This window comes from Cronobacter sp. JZ38 (assembly GCF_008932145.1).
In the GTDB taxonomy this organism is placed as follows: domain Bacteria; phylum Pseudomonadota; class Gammaproteobacteria; order Enterobacterales; family Enterobacteriaceae; genus Cronobacter; species Cronobacter muytjensii.
Genome location: NZ_CP017662.1, coordinates 2,229,471 through 2,250,144 on the forward strand (window position 1 = coordinate 2,229,471; position 20,674 = coordinate 2,250,144).

Here is a 20,674-nt window from a genome sequence, read left to right on the forward strand (position 1 = left end):
CACCGTGGCGGGTTTTTTATTGCCCGGAGGAAACCCGATGACAATCGAAACCTTCAGCTGGCCGACGCAGATCCAGGCGGGGATGCAGGGCGAGTACACAACCACTGTTCGCCGCGCAAAGTTTGGCGATGGTTACGAGCAGGTGGCCGCCGACGGCATCAATCCGGAGTTCCAGAGCTGGCCGGTTGAGATGAGCGGCGCAAATAGCGAGATGCTGGCCGCTCTGGCCTTTTTGCGGCGCCACGTCGCTAAATCCTTCATCTGGACGGCACCGAACGGCGAAACCAGCCTCTGGCGTGTCGATCCTGAATCAATCCGCTCGGCCCCGCTTTCCCGCAATGTGATGACCATTAACGCTACATTCAAACAGGCATACGCACCATGAGCACGACCAACCGCCCCGTAAAACTTTACCGTGATTATCAGCAGCTGGAACCCGGCAACACGATCCGGCTGTTTGAGGTGAGCGGCGAGTCTTTCGACATGCCCGACGTGCTGCGCTTCCATGCGTACAATCTGCCGCACACTGCCGACGAAATCGCCGCTGCGGGTGGCGATGACAGCAAGTTACCGGTCAAATCCATCTGGTGGCAGGGTGAAGAATATTCCGCCTGGCCGTGCCAGATTGACGGCATCGAGGCATCAACCGACGGCAGCAGCGCCCAGCCAACGTTAACCGTCGCGAACCTGGATACCTCGATCACGGCGCTTTGCCTCGCTTATGACGACCTGTTCAGGGCGAAGGTGACGATCCGTGACACGCTGGTGCAGTACCTCGATGCGCGCAACTTCCCCGATGGCAACCCGACGGCAGACCCGACCCAGGAGATCCGGCGCGTTTACTACATCAACGGCAAATCCAGCGAAACGAACGAGGCCGTGGAGTTTGTCCTGTCCAGTCCAATGGATCTGGAGGGGTTGCAGCTACCGCGCCGCCAGCTGCATTCCCTGTGTACCTGGTGCATTAACGGCAAATACCGCAGCGGCGACGGCTGTTCCTACGCTGGTACGCGCTATTTCGACCGGCTGAATAATCCCGTGGACGATCCGGCTCTGGACGTCTGCAACGGCACGCTGACGGCCTGCAAGCTGCGATTCGGTGATGCGCAGCCGCTCGACTTCGGCGGATTCCCCGGCACCAGTCTGATCAGGAGTTAATAATCGTGGACGAAAATCTGATTCATGAGATTAAGCGGCACGCGGCGCAGAGCTACCCGCAGGAGTGCTGCGGCCTCATCTGCCAGCAGGGCGACCGGCTGCGCTACATCCCCTGTGAGAATACTGCCACCGACCCGGCGGAGCATTTCCGCATCGCGCCGGAGGACTACGCCCGCGCCGAAGATCAGGGCGACGTGGTGGGCATCGTTCACAGCCACCCTGACGCCACCAGCCAGCCGAGCGAGCTGGACAGGGCGCAGTGTGACGTTACGGAACTGCCCTGGCACATCGTGAGCTGGCCGGAGGGGGATTTTCGCACCATTTACCCGCGCGGCGAGCTGCCGCTGATTGACCGCCCGTTTGTGCTGGGCGTCTATGACTGCTGGGGGCTGATCATGAGCTATTTCCGGCAGGAGCACGGGATCGAGCTGCATGATTACCGGGTGGATTACCACTGGTGGGAAGCCGGACACACGGAAAATTTTTATCAGGATTGCTGGTATGAATGCGGTTTTCGGGAGTTCGACGGGCCGCCGAAGCCGGGCGATATGGTGATCATGCAGGTAAGCGCGCCGCGCTGGAACCACGCCGGGATTCTGCTGGAAGGCAACATGCTGTTACATCACCTGTACGGCCACCAGTCCGGGCGAACGCCTTACGGCGGTTACTGGCGTGAAAGAACCATGAAGATTGTGCGCCACAAGGATCTGATGGGGGAGGCATGACGCAGACACTGACGAAAATCGAGCTGGGCGGCGCTCTGGCGCGCCAGTTTGGCAAAACCCATCACCGGGCCGTCAAAACCACGGCGGAGGCCGTGCGGGCGCTCTGTTGCACGATACCTGGCTTTGAGAAGTTCCTGAACACCAGCAGGCAGCGCGGGCTGGCTTACCACGTATTCCGGGGCAAGAAAAATCTCGGCGCCGACCAGCTGGGTTTCCCGGTTGACGGGGATGTGATCCGCATCGTTCCCGTTGTTATCGGCAGTAAGCGGGCAGGCGTCGGGCAGATGATTTTCGGAGCGGTGCTGGTGGCCGTAGGCGCGGTGCTGAGTTTCACCCCATTGTTTGCGGCGTCGCCATGGTTTTACAAGATGGGGGCCGCAATGGCGCTTTCCGGCGTCGCGCAGATGCTTTCACCGCAGACGCCGGGCCTCGCCAGCAAGCAGGACGCCGACAACCGGGCCTCCTATGCGTTCGGTGGCGTGACCAACACCGCCTCGCAGGGCTACCCCGTGCCGCTTCTCTACGGTAAGCGCCGTATCGGTGGCGCGATTATCTCGGCAGGTATCTACGCCGAGGATCAGCAGTAAATAAGTTCAGTCAGATAACAGGCCGCCTCCGGGCGGCTTTTTTGTGGGCGCGATATGACAGAAAAAGTAATTCATGGCGCAAAAGGCGGCGGCAGCAACCAGCACACACCGAAAGAGCAGGAAGATAACCTGTTATCTGTTGCCAAAGCGAAGGTACTGGTGGCGCTGGGAGAAGGGGAGTTCGACGGCCAGCTCGATGGCACGTCCATCTTCCTGGACGGCACGCCGCTGATGGGCCCCAGCGGAACTGAAAACTTCCCCGGCGTGAAATGGGAGTTTCGCCCCGGCACGCAGGCGCAGGAATACATACAGGGCATTCCCGGCGCCGAAAACGAGTTCCCGTTGTCGAATATGCAGATCACAACGGAAAAGGGCTGGACGCGCACCTTTGACGACGCCACGCTCTCCGCCGTTCGCCTGCGTATCAAGTGGCCGCAGCTGTTCCAGCAGAAAGATAACGGCGACATGGTGGGCTACACGCTGGAATACGTGGTTGAAATGCAGGTCGACGGCGGGAGCTGGCAGCAGGTGCTGAAAACAGCGGTATCCGGCAAAACCACCAGCGGCTACGAGCGGAGCCACCGCATTGATTTACCCGCCGGTAAAACGTGGAACATTCGCCTGCGCAGGCTCACCCCGAACGCGAACAGCGCACGCATCGGCGATACCATGATGCTGGAAAGCTACACCACCATTATTGACGCGAAGCTGCGCTATCCGAACACCGCCTTACTCTACATGGAATTTGATTCGAGCCAGTTTAACGGCTCGATCCCGCAGATTTCCTGCGAGCCGCGCGGGCGCGTGATCCGCGTACCGGCCAACTATGACCCCGAAACGCGCACCTACAGCGGCACATGGGATGGAACGTTTAAATGGGCGTGGACGGATAACCCGGCCTGGGTGTTTTACGATCTGGTGATCACTGACCGCTTCGGGCTGGGCGACCGACTGGACGCTGATAACGTGGACAAGTGGACGCTCTATCAGGTGGCGCAGTACTGCGATCAGCTGGTGCCGGACGGCAGGGGCGGCAACGGCAAAGAGCCGCGCTATGTGTGCAACGTCTACGTGCAGAACCGGCAGGATGCATTTACCGTCCTGCGCGACTTCGCGGCCATCTTCCGTGGCATGACCTACTGGGGCGGTGATCAGCTGGTGACGCTGGCAGATATGCCGCGCGATGTGGATTACGTCTACACCCGCGCGAACGTGGTTGAGGGGCTATTCACCTACGCCAGCAGCACGACCAGAGCCCGCTACTCAACGGCACTGGTGAGCTGGTCAGATCCCGATAACCAGTACGCCGACGCGATGGAGCCGGTATTTGAGCCGGATCTGGTTAACCGCTACGGCGTGAACCAGCTTGAAATCACCGCCATCGGTTGCACCCGGCAGAGCGAGGCCAACCGAAAGGGCCGCTGGGGCATTCTGACGAACAACCGCGACCGCATTGTGACGTTCGCCGTGGGGCTCGACGGCAATATCCCGCTGCCCGGTTATATCATCGCCGTGGCCGATGAGCTGCTTTCCGGGCGAGTCATGGGCGGGCGTATCCGCGCCTCTGATGGCCGGACTCTCACCCTCGACCGCGTGCCGTCGGCGAAAAAAGACGATCGCCTGCTGGTAAACCTGCCGGACGGCACGGTGCAGGCCCGCACCATTGCCGCCGTCGCGGATAACGTCGTTACCGTCATGACCGCTTATGACACCACGCCGGACGCCGGGGCGTGCTGGATGGTGGAGAGCGACGACCTTTATGCGCAGCAGTACCGCGTTACCAGCGTGACGGATAACGGCGACGGCACTTACACCATCAGCGCCGCCTGGCACGACCCGGACAAATACGAGCGCATCGACACCGGCGCTATCATCGACGAGCGCCCGATCAGTGTCGTGCCGCCGGGCCACGTTGCCGCGCCGGAAAACGTGAAGATTGAAGGCTTCACGGTGATTAATCAGGGCATGGCGATCCAGACCCTACACGCCTCATGGGATGCGGTGGACGGCGCTATCGCCTACGAGGCGCAGTGGCGGCGCGATAATAACAACTGGGTGAACATCCCGCGCTCCTCGGTCTGCGGCTTCGATATCGACGGCATTTATGCCGGGGATTACCTGGTGCGCGTGCGCGCCATTAACGCCGTTGAAGTCTCCAGCGTGTGGGGTTATTCGGTACTGACGACGCTTAACGGCAAGCAGGGCAACCCGCCGAAGCCGGTTAACTTCGCCGCTGAGTCGCTGAACTGGGGCGTGCGTCTGAGCTGGGGTTTCCCCGCAGACACCAGCGACACGCTCAAAACCGAGATCCAGTACGCGATTAACGGTGACACCGAAAACCCGCTTTTGCTGGCCGATGTGCCATATCCGCAGCGCGATTATTCGCAGCTCGGCCTCAAAGCTGGCGCGCGGTTTATGTACCGGGCGCAGCTGGTGGACAAAACCGGCAACGAATCAGGCTGGACGGAGTGGATCGACGGGATGGCGAATGACCAGGCCAGTGATTACCTGGAGGATATCGCCGACGATTTTCTGACGAAAGAGGACGGCGAGGCGCTGGTGAGTCAGATAACCCTCGACCCTGAAGCCATCCTGCAGAATGCCCTGAGCAGTCACGACACGGTTAAACAGCAGTGGAAGCAGTACGGCAAAAACCGCGCGGGCATCATTCAGGCGCAGACGCTGGCCTCTGATGCCAGCAAGTCCGTTGCTGCGCTGGAAACCACCGTAAACGCGAAATTTGAGGACTTCGAGGCCACGGCCTCCCGTCTGGAGCAGGCCACCGCAGATAACTCATCGGCCATTGGCGAGATTAAAGACACCGTGGCGGTGCAGTACGCTGATTTATCGGCAGCGGTAGAAAGCAAAATGGATGCTTACGTTGACGCCAACGGCGGATCGGCTATCTACACCATGAAAACCGGCGTCGAGTACAAAGGGCAGTATTACGACGCCGGGCTGTCAGTGGCCGTGACGGTTAACGGCGAGGCTGTGGATACCCGTGTCGCGGTGAATGCAAACCAGTTTGTGGTGATGAGCGGCAGCGGTGATAACCGTTATTCACCGTTTGCAGTGAGTAACGGCCAGGTATTCATGAACAGCGCCTTTATTCAGGACGGTACGATCACTAACGCCAAAATTGGCGCGTTTATCCAGTCGAATGACTATGTGGCCGGTAAAACTGGCTGGACGATTAACAAGTCAGGCGCCGCCGAATTTAACAACGTGACGGTGCGCGGAACCATCGTCGCCACGGAAGGGCGTTTTTCCATGACGGGCGCCGGTAACACTGTGGTTATTAACGGTAATGGCGTGACGGTCAATCTGGCTAACGGTGGCCGTATTATTCTGGGAACGTGGTAACAATGCCGAGCGGATTATATATCGACCTGAAAGATGGCGGCCCTGCAATGGGAATAACGGCGGGCCTCCGGTGCCCGTCTTATTGCGGATACGCCAACGGAAAAGGGAATAAATATACCATTCCGGGATATGTGACGGGCGCAACGGCAGTTTTTGCGCCGCATGTCACCGCCGGGATTTATGTTGGCGGCGGCACCAGCCTGATCCCGGATATGGATGTGTTAACCGGCGTATCACAGAGCGGAAATGTGCTGACCTTCTCCGCCTGGTCAAATTACAACATGAGCGGGAAAATCTACCCCGGCACGGTCTGGCAGATCCTGCCTGCCAGCCAGTCGGGGAATCGCGGACTGTACATTTCTGACAGTACCGACTTTACCGCCATCACTGATGCCGCCACGGTCGGCCAGTGTGTGTATCGTGGCCGGGTGACGTTTACCGGCTCCTGGTCGCCGCCCTCCACGGGTTACACCCGTCAGTCCTATGTCGTGTTTGCGAAATGGAGCGCGTCCGGCGTCGTGGTGGAGTATGACGGCAGCGTGGTACGTGCCGTGGCTGAACGTAACGGGGCGAACGTCAACGCCACCGTGACAATGGACGTGGTTATCTTTGCGACCGGCGTCGCGCCGGTGGCGGGGCCGGGGCTTAATTTCTTTAACAGCAAAGGGCAATGTACGTTTTCAACGACTAAACGCCCGTTCCTCTACAGCAACGCATTTTATAAGCCATCCGGCATCGCCACGGATATCGGCAACCGCTACATCATGCTGGGCCGGTATGGAGCCCAAACCGATGTGGCTGGCGGCTGGTGTTATGCCAAATATCAGGGGCTGGTGCGGTCGGGAAATTCGGTGCGGGTGGGGCGCGGATACGTGGCTTCAATCTGGACGGCTGATTATTCGCTGGATGTGAACAAGTCAACGGGCCTGAACGTATTGTTGCTCGACAGCATGTACTGACCATGAATTTTTTAATAACCCGCTTCGGCGGGTTTTTTGTTTTCAGGAGTTAACTGAATGGCTAAAGGCACTATCAGCATCGCCAACGGTACAGCCGCTATTACAGGCGAAGGCACCACGTTTACCGCAGAGCTGGCCGCAGGCGATTACATCGTTTTCACGGCGGGGCAGGTTGTCTACACGCTGGCGATTAAGTCAGTGGACAGCGACACGGCGCTGACGCTCTCCAAAAGCTATACCGGCCCCGATGCTGCCGGGCTTGCATGGTCGGCGGTGCCACGCAGCACCATGAGCCAGATAACGATGGAAGTGGTGAATCAGGTTACCGAGGCATTACGCGGCCTGAACCATGACAAGGAGAACTGGCTGCAGGTATTTTCCGAAAGCAATGACATTACCGTGACGCTGCCGGACGGCAGTGAGTTTACCGGGCCGAGCTGGTCGTCTATTGCAAATTTGCTGGAAGAGCTCGATCCGGACTGGTTGCATCAGATGGTTGATGACGTGACGGCGGCGCAGGCCAGCGTAAACACCGACAGAACGGCGGCAGAAGCTGCGCGTGATGATGCCCAGGCGGCGGCGAACAGCGCCGCAGCAGCGCAACAGGCGGCAGAGGATGCCGGGGCCAGCGCCACCCAAAGTGCCAGTGATGCGGCCACCAGTGCCAGCGCTGCGGCAGATTCGGCAACGTCTGCCAGCGAGTCGGCTGCCGAGTCTCTTAAGCAGGCCGAGCGCGCGCAAGAATTTGCTGATGCGCTGGATGCATCAAATCTGCTGAAAAAGGATGAGAATCTTGCTGACGTGTCAGACCCTGCCGCCGCAAGAAATAATCTCGGCCTCGGTGTTTCTGATGATGTCGAATTCAACCTGATAAAAGGTAACAGCGACATCTGCACAAGAATGATTTCTGATGATGCGGTAAGGGGGCACGCTTTATTTTCTGAAATTGTCGGAACTGACGGCGAAACCAAAGCCCGGATCGAGCTGTGGTGCGACACCTCTACTGGCAATATCTCAATGGTTAACCGTAACCCGACGGGACCGCGATTCTTCACTATCAGGCAGAGTGGGGAGGTTGAGCCGTCTGGTCGCATTATGTCTGGCTATGGCGCCGAGTTTAAGCACAATGGTGAGGTTTTGACGTTACGCCCTACCGGAGCGAGCCAGGCAACTTACATGCTTATCCGTGATAATGATGGTTCTAACGTTATGCTGGTGGGCAAGCCTGGCGCAAACAATGACACCGTTCTTTATAACTATAAGCACGGAACAAATATTGTCATACAGTCGGACTGGGCTGGATGCAATAAGGGATGGTATGGCTCAACGGTTGAGTCTCGGTCTGGTTATTTAAATTCCAAAGCAGCATCTGCAACGGCAAATGCTCACGTTTATTTCATCAACAGCGACAACAGAAACCGTGGGCTTATTTATTCAAAGCCTATCGCAAACGGGCAATTCATCTGCATCAGGCCAGACAATAGCTCTACAGGCGCTACGGGATCGGAAATGTCAATCAACGGGGCCACTGGTGAGATTCGGGCCGTTAAGTTCACGGCCACCTCCGACGAGCGCGCGAAGTTCTGGATCAGGCCGGTGGAAAGCGCCTTAGATAAAATCTGCCAGCTTCGCGGCGTGACGTACTCGATGCACACGACGATTCAGAACACTTCACGGAACGCTGGGCTTATAGCCCAGGATGTACAAAAGGTACTGCCGGAAGCCGTGACGGAATGCGAGGCAGACGAGACGACCATTGACAAGGAATGCCGAACAATTGAGAGCCCACTTGCACTCGATTACAACGCGTTGTCAGCACTGTATGTGGAGGCTTTCAAAGAAGTTAAGGCCGAGCTTGATGCATGTAAGTCTGAACTGGCCGAACTGAAAGCAACGGTCGCCAGCATCATGACTACTGTGACAACTACAAGCGGTGCTTATAAAAGCTAAGCAGCTTGTCAAGTATAATGAGCTGTTGCAGCCCGACGTGCCTCTTTCTTTATAGGGTGCTATCGTCATAGTGATGGTGGCCAATCCTCAGTTTGGTTTAAATATAATAGCTCTTGGTCAGAAAGAGACTTCTGATGGCGGGGCATTGAGATGTTGGACGAGGTGCACCTTACGTGAGATGTTTAGCTGAATGCATGGAGTATTTATGGGGTAAAAGGATAGCCGCTAGTAAAAAGAGAAATCGGCGAGTTAATTTTGCACTCGAAAACTTATCAATATAATGTCAGAAGGAATCCGCGCTGATGGTAGCCTGTTTATCGAGGTAACAGGCTTAGCTATGCTGCCCGGCGCCTGCAGAACCACAAAAGAGTTTTATGACATCTAGCGGAGGCAAGATTATACTCTCCAATAATAATGGATGATAAAGATAGACATTATTCTTACTACCAAGGAGTCTTTTCGCCGGCATTACTATAAGTTTATTAGCTTGTTAAGACTTATAATTTATCATAATTCGCAGGTAAATTTTTTGATTAGTATAAAAAATATAAACTTTGCGTGGGGTTATTTACACCTTGAAATAAGTGATCTGTAACACGAAGAACGCCTCCTAGGTGATAACGGTTTTACCAAAAATGGTAGGGGTTAATTCACTGAAAAGCCTGTAACTAAACAATTAAAAATTGATGAAAATCATGGCATTTTAGTTAAGACTTGTTATGGCTTTTCTTTGTAATTTTTTGTTTCAATTAAATACATATTTACATGTATCTTTACTTTTTCCTCATTATTTAAGCATGCAATAGTAGCGGCGCACTTTTTGTTAAACGTTTAAGAGGGATTTTTATGAATAGCATTAAAGAGTTAAGTTTGGATGAGATTTGCCTTGTTAGCGGAGGCGGGAATTCGGGTGACCATGATCGGGCGGCGTCAGGATCAGGTGCCCGCAATAGCCTTGGGCGCAATGCTCCTACCCACATTTATAGCGATCCTAAAACTGTAGATTGCGCAAATGCCGTATTTGGCGGACTGATAAAAGGTTCTGCTAGAGGACCGTTAGGGATGGCTGCGGGGGTAGCGGGCGGAGCAATTTCAGGTAATTGTTTATCAGGTGGTTCAAACAGAAGCTCAAATAGTAACAGTAACAGTGGTTGTAATTCGAAATCAGGAAACTGCGCTAGTGGCGGTTTTGGAAGTACATGTAATAGGCCATAAGGTCTTACCAAATAAACCTAGGGGCAAACCCCTTCGCAACCACTAAACATTGGTCCCGGTCTTGAGGTTGCCCCATTATTTCTTTAGTAAAAGGTTTCTTGGTTTGGGTTGTTAACGATTCTTTTTGTTATTTCTTGTTGCCTAAAGGCCTTATAAGTGAAAGAATATTTCAAAAAAATTTTTCATGATAAGAGATTTTATGTTTACTCTTTAATAATTATTTTTTCTGTAGCATGGACTTCAGTTCCATTATTCACAGTGAGGCCGTTGGGGCTGGATGTGGCAATTTTTTTAATGCTTTCCCTTCAGTTCGCTACAGCAGTTTTAGCTTATTTTTTATACTTAAAAGAGAGTGGCGATTTCAATTTTGAAATAAACGGAAGTGAAAATTTAAAATATTTTTTTTGCGCGGGATTGGTTATAATACTGCTGCAAGTGTTTTTTTATATAATTACTAAAAATAGCGATGCTGAAACAGCAGGTGAATTTACTATTGCTACAATTATTGCGCTTACAATAATAGTTCCCATTTATGAAGAGATTTATTACAGGGGATGCGCCCTTGGTCTGGTGAGAATAATTTATAAAAAAGGGGACGTGGTTCCAATAGTTATTAGCTCTTGCTTTTTTTGTGCAATGCATACCCAATATAACGATACGTATAGCTATATAGTATTATTCTTTTCATCTCTATTAATCGGTTTTGTAAGGGTAAAATCAAAGGGGTTATTACTTCCAGTACTTCTTCATTCCCTTATGAATATCACGGCGTTGCTTATGATGGTTAATAGCTGAAATTTGTTCTAAAAGCAGCTAGGTTATGAATTTTTTAATAGCATTGATATATATTATTGGTTCAGCAAAGAGTTCTTTCCTTTATTGGGTTGATAATATCGGCGCGGGTTGCATTATTTAATGCAATCTATTATAACTTGTTAATGATGAGGGTTTTATGGGCAAAATTAGAGAATTAAGTGTTGATGAAATCTCACTTGTAAGTGGTAGCGGTCGTAATGGGGCTGATAATGACAGACAGTCATCAGGAAGTAATCATTCCGGTCATGACAGCGGCTCTTGGAGCCATCTTGCCCGCAATGCACCAGATCACATTTATAGCAGTCCCAGTACTGTAAAATGTGCTAATGGCGTATTTGGAGGAATGATAGGAGGCGCTATTAAAGGTGGAGTTGTTGGTATGGCCCGTGGCACCATCAGAGGTGGAATAACTGGGCAATGTTTATCAAATGGCCATAATGGAAATGATAACGGCAATAAAGCGGGTTCAAGCAAATGCTCTGGTAACAGCGCAGCTGCTTCATGTCATTGGTAAGGTATTGTCGTAAGTAAATGTAAGGGATATAATGTTTTCTTGAAAAACGTTTTAACATTTTCGCTACTTTAGCTGGGTTTCTTATTAGTAGTTGTTCTTCCATTATATCCCTATTGGAAGTGAATGGTATAAAATTATTTTGAGACGCTTTAGCAATAATCTTAAAGATATAGCAACAAGCGAGCTGTGTGGTAAAATTATTTATTTTCTAACAGGTAGAGTTCAATAATAAATAAAAAATGGCAGTCTTTATATCGAGGGGTGAAATTTTTTCTAACGATGAGTGCGATAATATTCGGAATAACAAGATTAATAGATGCTTAGCGTGAATTTTTGCGCAAATTTTCGTGCCATTTTTATGGGAAATTGTCTCTTGAATTAAGACAAAAAATTCAGTTAGGATTTTGGCGAAAATAATTTCATATGAGTATATTTAGAAAGGAAGTTCTGGATAATCAAACCAACATGGATAATGGTGATATAATCATCCCGTCTTCGTTTAATATGTCTATCAGTGCTATTGCAACAATTATCCTGATGATTTTTTTAATTCTTTATTTATATTTTGGAACATATACAAGAAAAGCACATTTATCTGGTATAGTCATGCCATCGAGTGGGTTAATAAAAATCACACCACAGTATTCAGGTAACGTGACTGAATTAAGTGTGACTGAGGGTCAGCATGTTGCTGCTGGTACTCCACTTTATCGTATAAGTGGAGAGCGTTACAACGGCAAGGGTATTGGAACATTCGCGGCGATTAATTTATCTCTTCAGACACAATACTCAATGCTCCTTACACAGCAAAGACTTGAGCAAAATGACTATCATCAACAACAAGTTGCTGCAAGACAATCATTATCCTCTCTTAAACCACAAATCCAAAGCGCTGAACAAAGATTAAAACAGGCAGAGTATCAGGTAGCCTTAGCTTCATCAGTGATGAATCGATATAAAAAACTAATTTCTCGCCATTACATTGCTGACGTTGAATATCAACAAAAGCAAATTGATTTATCAGTTTCTCAAGAGAATGTTGAAAATCAAAAGCAAATTCTTTTACAACTGCATGCTGAGTACGAAAGAAATGAGAATGACTTAAATCATTTAATCGCACAGGGAGAGAGTCGAATGACTGAACTCGACAGACAACTCCAGACTTTAAAGCAGCAACAGGTTGAGCTTTCCAGTCAGGAAAATTTTATTCTTACTGCTCCGGTTGATGGCACTGTTGCGGCAATTCTGGTCAGGCAAGGGCAACTTGTAAAGGCATTTGAATCGATAATGACGATTGTACCAGATAATGCCAAGCTTCAAATTGAACTTTACGCTACAAGCCAAAATGCTGGCTTTCTTCACCCCGGGCAACGCGTTGCCCTTAGATTTTCCGCCTTTCCATATCAAAAATTTGGGGTGCAATATGGAACTGTTCGGGATATTAGTCGTACAACATTAACTTCAACGGATATATTGTCTGTTGCTCCGATAACATGGAAAGAAAATGAAGGACATTATCGAGTAACTGTTATGCCAGATCATGGATACATTATGGCTTATGGACGAAACGAACCTCTACGTCCAGGAATGACGCTTGAAGGAGATATAAGTCTTGATAAACGAAAGCTATGGGAATGGATTACTGAACCACTATGGAGCCTTAAGGGAAAAATTTGATGGCAGCGCTGAAATGGAAAAATATACAGAAACTGCCCATAATAAGGCAGACCGAATCTGCGGAGTGTGGGTTAGCATGTCTGACAATGATTGCGTGCTGGCATGGTCTGCAAACTGATCTTCCTACCTTGCGTGAGCGATTCAATGTAAGCATACAAGGCATGACCCTGCAGCGGTTAATAGACTGCGCTTCTGTACTCCGCTTATCCTCCCGAGCAGTCAAACTTGAACCTACGGATCTCAAATCCTTAAAGCTACCCTGTATTCTCCATTGGAATATGAATCATTTTGTAGTTTTGGAAAGCGTTCGAAGTACCAAATTTATAATACATGATCCTGATAAAGGAAGGATCATACTTTCAACTAAAGAAGTTGGAAGACATTTTACCGGGATTGCACTTGAAATATTCCCCGCTCAAGGATTTACACAAAAGGATGAACGGAGAAAGATCAAATTAAATCAGCTAACAGGAAAGATCCCTGGGCTTATTCCTGCAATGACAAGAATACTTATATTTGCAATGGCGCTAGAAATTTTAACGCTAGGAAGCCCACTACTGAATCAGTTAGTTATTGACGAAGTGCTTGTCGCTGCGGATGAAAATTTATTAATTGTTATTATTATTGGTTTATTACTCCTTTCATTTACACAAATGTTACTATCTTTAGCCCGCCAGTGGGCAAGTATAACTCTGTCAGTTAATTTTAATATGCAGTGGACAGCTCGTGTTTTTCATCATTTGCTAAGGCTTCCTTTATCTTGGTTTGATGCAAGGAGTAAAGGGAGCATTAATGCACGATTTAGTGCGGTTGATAGTATTCAAGAGGCGTTAACTTCTCTTGTTCTTGAAGGTTTAATAGATGTTCTTTTAGTCATAACATCTTTTTGTATGATGCTTCTTTATAGCCCAACTCTAACTCTCATTGCGTTTATTGCTGCACTGGCATATGCATTAATACGTGCGCTATGGTATCCATCACTACGACAAGCTGCTGAAAGCGCTTGGGATGCAGGAGCCCGTGAGTCTGGGCATTTTCTCGAGACGTTAAATGGTATTTTAAGCCTTCGAATAAATGGAGTAATTGCACATCGGGAAGCAGCCTGGCTTAATCTTAACGTTGCAAGAAGAAACACTCAATTACTTCAGAGTCGACTATTAATGTACTATGACGTAGCCCATACAATAACTGCAAGCGTTGTATCGGTCCTAATACTGTGGATGGGGGCGAGAGAAGTATTAAATGGGGCATTTACCGTAGGGATGCTTGTAGCGTATCTTTCGTATCAATCCGGTTTTACGGCAAGTATGAGCAGCTTAACTGATAAGTTTTTTTCATGGCGAACGCTCGATATTTATAATGAACGCTTGGCCGATATAATCCTTCATCCAGCTGAGGGGGAAGTCAAAAAGAAATTTGATGATGGCGATTTATATACTTCCGAAAGATCGATAAGCATGTCACACATGACAGGGCAATACAACCAACCATTAGTTATTGACGGAGTATCTTATACTCATAAGGGAAGTATTTCACCAGTCATCAACGACATCTCCTTGACTTTGCGATATGGGGAGGTTGTTGCGATTACCGGAAAATCAGGTTGTGGTAAATCCACCCTTATTAAACTCATACTAGGTATTTATATGCCGGACCATGGAATAATCCAGACCTTAGGTATGCCACATACAAATCCTGATTATTATTCTGTACGGCAACATATTGGAACTGTCCTTCAAGATGATCAACTCTTTAGAGGCTCTATTGCAGATAATATAATTTTTTTTAATGAAGTTCGCGATTATGAATGGATGATACAATGTTCTAAATATGCTTTAATTAATGATGATGTTATGGCGATGGCAATGGGATACCAGACATTGATTGGTGAAACTGGAGGAGGGTTATCCGGTGGGCAAAAGCAGCGGATACTATTAGCGCGAGCATTATATAAGCGCCCGCAGTTTTTACTGCTTGATGAAGCCACAAGCCATTTAGATGTTGAAAGTGAAATTATTATTGGGAGAATATTGCGCGAAGTCGGTATGCCAGTACTACTGATTGCCCATCGCCCTGAGACGCTTGCATCTGCAGATAGAATACTTTTTTTTGAAAATGGGCGTATCAGTCATGAGCAGACCAGAGGGGGAGTGGATCATATTAATTAATGGGATCGTTTTTTAGATTTAAACTAATTTTCATGTGGCTCGGATGGGAGTGCTCACAAAAAAGTGGGCATTATTATCTGTTTCAGGATTATTGCTGACGAAAACTATTCTTAATTAATCTGTTGAACGGCAGATTTATGCTCATTGCATCACTCACGCCACCAGTTTCCAGCATTTCAGAAGGGGCTTACCCGTCAGGCTCAACTGCGATGAGCACGATTTCATTTTTGAAGGAAATGGAGAAGAGGCGAAAGAGCGTATTCAGCAACTCCGGACCCAGCGTTACGATCACTACTGTCTGAAGCGGGTTGGTGAGCGCCAATGGGATGTTTACGCTAAGGAGTAGTCGTATCGTTTACCTGTGATACCGGCTAAGGAAAATAAAATCAATCATAGTCCGCTTTAAGCGAAAAGGAGACATCCGAAGTTTTTCTTTATTAGATAGAGTTGTAACGCAGTCGCGTATTAACCAAAAGTAAGCAGATCAATACGCGACTTTAACTATGCTTAATTACCCAATAAAGGCTTACGTATATCCTCACCAGGCTCCGGTTTCAGCCTGTCGGGAGGGATTTTACACAGTAACTGAGCTAGCATGCCGATAATTGATTGAGAAGGAAAATCCTTCCATTGTCCAAGATCAGGTTTTGCGTAAATGATATCGCCTTCGGCATAAGGTTTAGTAAACAGAGTCCATCCCATAACGGAACGTTGATTTTTATCACAATTAATGATATTGATCGTTCGTGAGCTTTTTGCGTAAAGAGGAGGTTGCGACCTGATACGCTTCGTTTCTTTATAATTACTGATCATATAAAATTGTCGCAAATGACTATTACCTTGATACATAGAAACTATTCGCAGGTCTGCATAGGAAGTAACATTATTGTCTGACATTACTTTAACCAAACCTGCAGGTTGTTCTGCTGGTGTATCAGGTGATGTCGTATTTTTTAAAGTACATCCCGTGAGTAAAAAAAACATAAGCCATATTGAAGTTTTCATATTATTTTTTTCCCTTTAAATCAGGTCTGAACTCGGCAAGCATATCAGGTGTGACATAACCTTGAATTGAGCAAAGTAATAACGAACCATTCTTATCTTTACTTAGAATCAAAATCTTTTCTGTGCTTTTTTTGGCGGGGGCTATACCACTTACAGCTTGATTATTGATTTTCCAGTTACTGTCAGGTCCTTCTTTTATCATTGCCTGAGTAATAGAGTAATCACCTGCTTTCACCCACTTCAGATGGTTAAGTGCGTTCATCACTTCTTGAGGCGAATTTTGCAAAATCATGCCCCAGTAATAAAATTTTCCGTCATTGATCTCTTCGAGATCGCTGGTTTGAAGATAATAGCCTGAAATCGTCAGATTTAGTTCTTTCAAAGGTTGGGTGAACCATATTCTGCCATTGTCATCGGCTGGGCCTTTGAACCATGCCAGATGATGCTCACCTATAGCGAGAGGAGCCAAAACATTAAGTTTACTTTTCTGATTATACATTTCCTGGAAAAATTTCGAGTCGCACCTTGAAAGGCTTTCCGTCAATGTGCTGGCCTGAACGGAAGATACTGCGCATGCCATACTCAGTATCATGCCGGTTGTGTATACAAGTTTACGCACGTTATATCCTTATTTTAAAAACTATTAATATCGGCACGAGTTGAAGAAAGTTTACAATCTTCTATTAAATTTTCTTTTATGTTGATTTGTGAGTGCAATAACAGTAAGTCTGGATCGTCATTGTCAGGCTGGACTAACAACGATGGTACGCATGACGCCATGTCAGTAATGCCTGCTTATGGCACAGGGCTGCTGTTGCAGCCATCACAAATTAAACTTTAATAGACTCCGATATCTCTAGGGCATCATCCACTTCAATAACTAGATAACGCACTGTATTTTCGATTTTTTTGTTACCTAGCAGTAGTTGGATCACTCGAAGATTCTTCGTTTTTTTATAGATCAGATATGGCTTGGTTCTTCGCATAGAATGCGTACTGTACAGAGTCTCGTCCAGACCAACTTATCAATCCATCCATGAAAAATACGGTTATATTGCCTGGTTGAAATATGTCGTGAAGAACCGACGCAGGACTGGAACAGAGAGTCGCTACTACGTAGATGAGCCATTTTGATCCACGCAGCTACAGCCTCTCTGGTTCCCTTAGAAACTTTTAGCTTAACCAGATCACAGCCCCGAAGTTTACTGTCCAGAGCCATGTTAAACAGAGCTAAATCGCGTACTTTTCCTTCCAGCTAAAGTCTGATACGGATTCCCCAGATATGAGAGATCTGAAGAGGCCGTTTCTGGCCAATAATACGGCCCTTGTTCCCGGGGGATGTTGTCATGCTCAATCTTCTTTGGGTTATGAGATGTGATTATGGTTGTCCCATATGAGCGAAGAGCGGACTTCCGATTATGGCGCAACCCTTGCTCCGCTAAGTTGCGTTTTACAAATCGCTTATGTAAGCAGGTATGGAAGCTCACAGAGGTAATTTTACTACCGTCTTCAATCACACTGGTCGGTAGCCAGCTTGACGGCAAGCCATATAGTACGACTGTTACACTCTTTATCTTCTACAATATGCCTGACTATCTGGAAGCCATAACGTTCCATTATTGAGGCATACTCAAGCGGTGACAAACTGGAGTGAGCAAGTACCTCCTCCTGTAACTGGCCAAAGGCCTCTCCTTCTTCAGGGCCGGCATTGAACATTAAAGCTGTACCCGCTTTGGCATTAGCAGAAAAAAGAGCGAACATGTCCCGTTGATCTCTATGGCAAAGATGAAAAAAACTATCCCATGCCAGAATGCCGTCGAATGTTTTTCCCAGATCTAACTTCCGCATGTCGGCGACTATCCAAGTAGCATGGGGGAATTTTTCCCTGCACTTGGCAATCATGGAAGGTGATGAGTCTATACCTGTTACTTTGAAACCTTGATTAAGAAAATATTCTGCAATCGGTGATCCATTTCCGCAACCAATATCCAGAATATGTCCTCCTGCTGGCAGATAGCTGGTAAACCAATCAAGCCATTTTTTTTCAGATAAATCGACAGGTCGCATGCTTTCGAAGGCTGAAGCATTTCTTTCATAAATAGATATAACTGTATTGAAAGCTTCTTTTTTCATCATATTCCTTTCCAAAATTGTGAACTGACATAATTTGCTGATGTAATGTAACAAGTTTTGCAGATGGAGTATGGCAGCTAAATAATATGGGCCCGAAAAGCTGATGAAGCGATGTACCAGCTACCTCATGGCATTTAAGTCTGTTTTAGGCACAGTGCTGACGGGCTATTGCCTCGCAAGTCGCTCTAACTAGAAGTAGACTAAACCGTTCGGGAAGCTACTTGCTGTTTGAGCAGAAAACAGGGCAATCTTAGTAGATTGACCTGATACCTGGAGCTATGTCAGATGAATATGATGCTAAAATTTATGATCTCTCAATGTGCTCAACTGCCCATACCACAGGACATCCTGCATAGCTGGCTTGAAAAATGGATTTATGAGCAGGAAAAATACTGTGTGGATACCACCTTTTCAGCACGTTTTCCATGGAAAGAAACTGGCTTACCACAAGAGTATTTTTTACAGCGCAAACTCAATATTGATGATCATCAGTTTCTTACTGGTCCGCGTTATCGTGGGGGCGATATCAATAACCCTTTCATTGATATTGTCGCTTCAGACTCCAACATAGATTGCTCTGTACTCAAATCTGTCTGCAAGGAGTGGGAGCAGCTTAAGCCACAGTACATTCGAATCCTCACGCCCGCCCACGAAAAAATTCAGGGTATAACAGACCAATTTATCTATGCATCCTGGCTGTCTGGTGCTTCAGAATATCCGGATGACACTGTTACCCTGAGATTGGCTGAGTTCGTCGATTTTGAATGGTGCCGACGGGCTTTGATGGATGCCTATCAGTATTCGTTGTTAGCTATCCCTGGCTTAAGAGGCAATCTGTGCCCTGTCGATGAAGAAGAGCTCAGTAATCATATTTCAGAAGGTGATGTGCATATTGTTTACGAAGAAGGAATTCGTGTAGGACTGATAATTTGCGAAAAAGGAGATATCGCTTTTTTACGTGGCTATCGAATTTCTGAAGAGGTTATCGTTCCTGCCTTTCGCGGACACTCTTTGGCCTCCCGGGCTCAGCGCCTGCTTTGCAACTCTCTTTACCATTCCAGCCAGGAACCAATTCTGCTGTCAGGAACTATCATTCCGGAAAATTTGCCATCCATAAAGACAGCTGTAAAAGCGGGGCGGACATGTATTCTCAGATATGAGTTTTTACCTGTGATGTTTAGTTAATCGGCTGAACCTGAACGTTAGTTCTGTTATCGGGTTGACCTGCTCCCTGTTGATTTACACGCCACGCTGTTAGTAATGCCTTCATCTCCAGTCTGATTGAAATAATAGCGAAGCTATTAACTCCCGATATGCGGACATAGTTATGGCAGGTGCCAAGCCTGCCGAATCTCATCGAAAAAAATCGTCTACCGCATCGCTCCACTTATGGCCTGACTTCGACCATATCTTGTTTATTGGTGGAGGAAAATCACTTCTGCAGTATCCATTTTTCCCGACGAAATCAAAGGCTGCATGCGGGTATCCATTGATCAATAGCACGCACTTTTGACTGTCTTCAGACCAGCCAATTTTAACTTCAGAAGGGATGCGGCCGTCAGAAATATCTTCGGCGTTGTAGATAAGCACCGCATCCTGAATCGGATTTCCGTCGACAGACTCATCGAGAGCGTAGAAATATCCGGTCTCACCATCGTCCTCAAAAACTGCCGCCAGCATCCCCTCAGGAGCCAGGCTCTTTATCACCTGTGCTTCACCAACTATGAGTTCGGCCTGCATTGTCACTAAAACTGTCATCCAATTTACTCTCCTTTCCCTATGCATCACGTAGATAGCTTTCTAACTTATGGCGGATTTACCATAACGTCTGAAGTACGCCCCATTCTGATACTCACTCTGCAAGTGAAGAAAACGTCTCAAGATCCTTCCCCTCAAGCCGAAAGTACTGTTTTCCCTCCATCGGAGTGGCACCAAGGGACAAGTAAAATGCCGCAGCCTTCGGATTGGACTTCTCCGTAGTCCAGTCAAGGCGTGAACAACCATGTTTGAGGGCAAAGTTTGCGATAAACCTAATTAGCGATTTACCGACACCCTGACCTCGTGCCGCTTCTGACGTAAAGATCTCTTTCATAAATGCCTGACCGGAACAAAGCGGCGCAGGGAACATGAGCGAAAAAGTCGCAAACCCAACAAGTTCTCCGTTTTTACGAGCACCGACAACCGTAACGCCTGAATAAGTAGAGAATACTTTGTCAGCAAGGTAAGCGCTCATATCCTCATAGCTGACAACCCCGTGACCAAAGTAATAATCCTCCATTTCAACAAAAAGACGGGCTAGTTCCGGCACATTTGCAACACCACAAATATCGACTTTCATCCGTGTATCTCTCTCCATGATTCATAGCTTCGCATCACGCTTATTTACCATAACATCTGTACTCGC

General features: G+C 48.1%; 17 protein-coding genes and 1 pseudogene. 12 read left to right on the top strand and 6 right to left on the bottom strand.

Translation table 11 applies throughout. The features are described 5' to 3' along the window. The first annotated feature begins 37 nt into the window (after positions 1-37). The 11 genes from BJP61_RS10615 to BJP61_RS10665 all read left to right on the top strand — a co-directional run bounded on the left by BJP61_RS10615 (position 38) and on the right by BJP61_RS10665 (position 15,132). On the top strand, positions 38-385 hold the full coding sequence (locus BJP61_RS10615; RefSeq protein ID WP_105635593.1) for a phage tail protein: 348 nt from the start codon (positions 38-40) through the stop codon (positions 383-385). After that, positions 382-1,158: a phage minor tail protein L gene (locus BJP61_RS10620; protein WP_171998287.1), complete on the top strand. Its 777-nt coding sequence runs from the start codon at positions 382-384 to the stop codon at positions 1,156-1,158. Before BJP61_RS10615 ends, BJP61_RS10620 begins: the two co-directional genes overlap by 4 nt. 5 nt (positions 1,159-1,163) lie before the next feature. Beyond that, positions 1,164-1,883, top strand: coding sequence for a C40 family peptidase (locus BJP61_RS10625; protein WP_171998288.1), 720 nt, complete (start codon positions 1,164-1,166; stop codon positions 1,881-1,883). Then, on the top strand, positions 1,880-2,470 hold the full coding sequence (locus BJP61_RS10630; protein WP_171998289.1) for a tail assembly protein: 591 nt from the start codon (positions 1,880-1,882) through the stop codon (positions 2,468-2,470). The genes BJP61_RS10625 and BJP61_RS10630 overlap by 4 nt, the downstream gene beginning before the upstream one ends. 54 nt (positions 2,471-2,524) lie before the next feature. Continuing rightward, positions 2,525-5,833 (top strand): host specificity protein J, encoded by a 3,309-nt coding sequence (locus BJP61_RS10635; protein WP_171998290.1) that lies wholly within the window; start codon positions 2,525-2,527, stop codon positions 5,831-5,833. 47 nt (positions 5,834-5,880) lie between these two features. Then, positions 5,881-6,792, top strand: coding sequence for a DUF6453 family protein (locus tag BJP61_RS10640; protein ID WP_255485532.1), 912 nt, complete (start codon positions 5,881-5,883; stop codon positions 6,790-6,792). Positions 6,793-6,849: 57 nt separating this feature from the next. Then, complete coding sequence (locus tag BJP61_RS10645; RefSeq protein WP_171998292.1) at positions 6,850-8,742, top strand: tail fiber domain-containing protein; 1,893 nt, start codon at positions 6,850-6,852, stop codon at positions 8,740-8,742. A gap of 1,371 nt (positions 8,743-10,113) precedes the next feature. Next, positions 10,114-10,752, top strand: coding sequence for a CPBP family intramembrane glutamic endopeptidase (locus BJP61_RS10650; protein WP_171998293.1), 639 nt, complete (start codon positions 10,114-10,116; stop codon positions 10,750-10,752). 157 nt (positions 10,753-10,909) lie between these two features. Continuing rightward, positions 10,910-11,287: a hypothetical protein gene (locus tag BJP61_RS10655; protein WP_105649036.1), complete on the top strand. Its 378-nt coding sequence runs from the start codon at positions 10,910-10,912 to the stop codon at positions 11,285-11,287. A gap of 423 nt (positions 11,288-11,710) precedes the next feature. Beyond that, complete coding sequence (locus tag BJP61_RS10660; RefSeq protein WP_171998294.1) at positions 11,711-12,964, top strand: HlyD family efflux transporter periplasmic adaptor subunit; 1,254 nt, start codon at positions 11,711-11,713, stop codon at positions 12,962-12,964. Continuing rightward, complete coding sequence (locus tag BJP61_RS10665) at positions 12,964-15,132, top strand: peptidase domain-containing ABC transporter (RefSeq protein WP_171998295.1); 2,169 nt, start codon at positions 12,964-12,966, stop codon at positions 15,130-15,132. The genes BJP61_RS10660 and BJP61_RS10665 overlap by 1 nt, the downstream gene beginning before the upstream one ends. Positions 15,133-15,639: 507 nt before the next feature. Here the strand turns inward: BJP61_RS10665 and BJP61_RS10670 are convergent. The 4 genes and pseudogenes from BJP61_RS10670 to BJP61_RS10685 form a co-directional block, all read right to left on the bottom strand. Further along, positions 15,640-16,137 (bottom strand): surface-adhesin E family protein, encoded by a 498-nt coding sequence (locus BJP61_RS10670; protein WP_105649025.1) that lies wholly within the window; start codon positions 16,135-16,137, stop codon positions 15,640-15,642. Between the two features lies 1 nt (position 16,138). After that, the gene (locus BJP61_RS10675; RefSeq protein WP_171998296.1) at positions 16,139-16,756 is read right to left on the bottom strand and encodes a hypothetical protein; all 618 of its coding nucleotides are present in this window, start codon (positions 16,754-16,756) and stop codon (positions 16,139-16,141) included. A 211-nt stretch (positions 16,757-16,967) separates the two neighbouring features. Continuing rightward, a pseudogene (locus BJP61_RS10680) lies at positions 16,968-17,485 on the bottom strand (tyrosine-type recombinase/integrase). Positions 17,486-17,646: 161 nt separating this feature from the next. Continuing rightward, positions 17,647-18,273, bottom strand: coding sequence for a methyltransferase domain-containing protein (locus tag BJP61_RS10685; RefSeq protein WP_255485062.1), 627 nt, complete (start codon positions 18,271-18,273; stop codon positions 17,647-17,649). 282 nt (positions 18,274-18,555) lie between these two features. Here BJP61_RS10685 and BJP61_RS10690 point away from each other — a divergent pair, with 282 nt between their 5' ends. Continuing rightward, positions 18,556-19,455, top strand: a complete 900-nt coding sequence (locus BJP61_RS10690; RefSeq protein WP_171998297.1) for a hypothetical protein — start codon at positions 18,556-18,558, stop codon at positions 19,453-19,455. Positions 19,456-19,623: 168 nt separating this feature from the next. On the opposite strand, the gene BJP61_RS10695 is transcribed toward BJP61_RS10690, so the two are convergent. Then, the gene (locus BJP61_RS10695; protein WP_171998298.1) at positions 19,624-20,028 is read right to left on the bottom strand and encodes a DUF2251 domain-containing protein; all 405 of its coding nucleotides are present in this window, start codon (positions 20,026-20,028) and stop codon (positions 19,624-19,626) included. A gap of 94 nt (positions 20,029-20,122) precedes the next feature. After that, complete coding sequence (locus BJP61_RS10700) at positions 20,123-20,608, bottom strand: GNAT family N-acetyltransferase (protein WP_105669021.1); 486 nt, start codon at positions 20,606-20,608, stop codon at positions 20,123-20,125. Positions 20,609-20,674 lie beyond the last annotated feature (66 nt).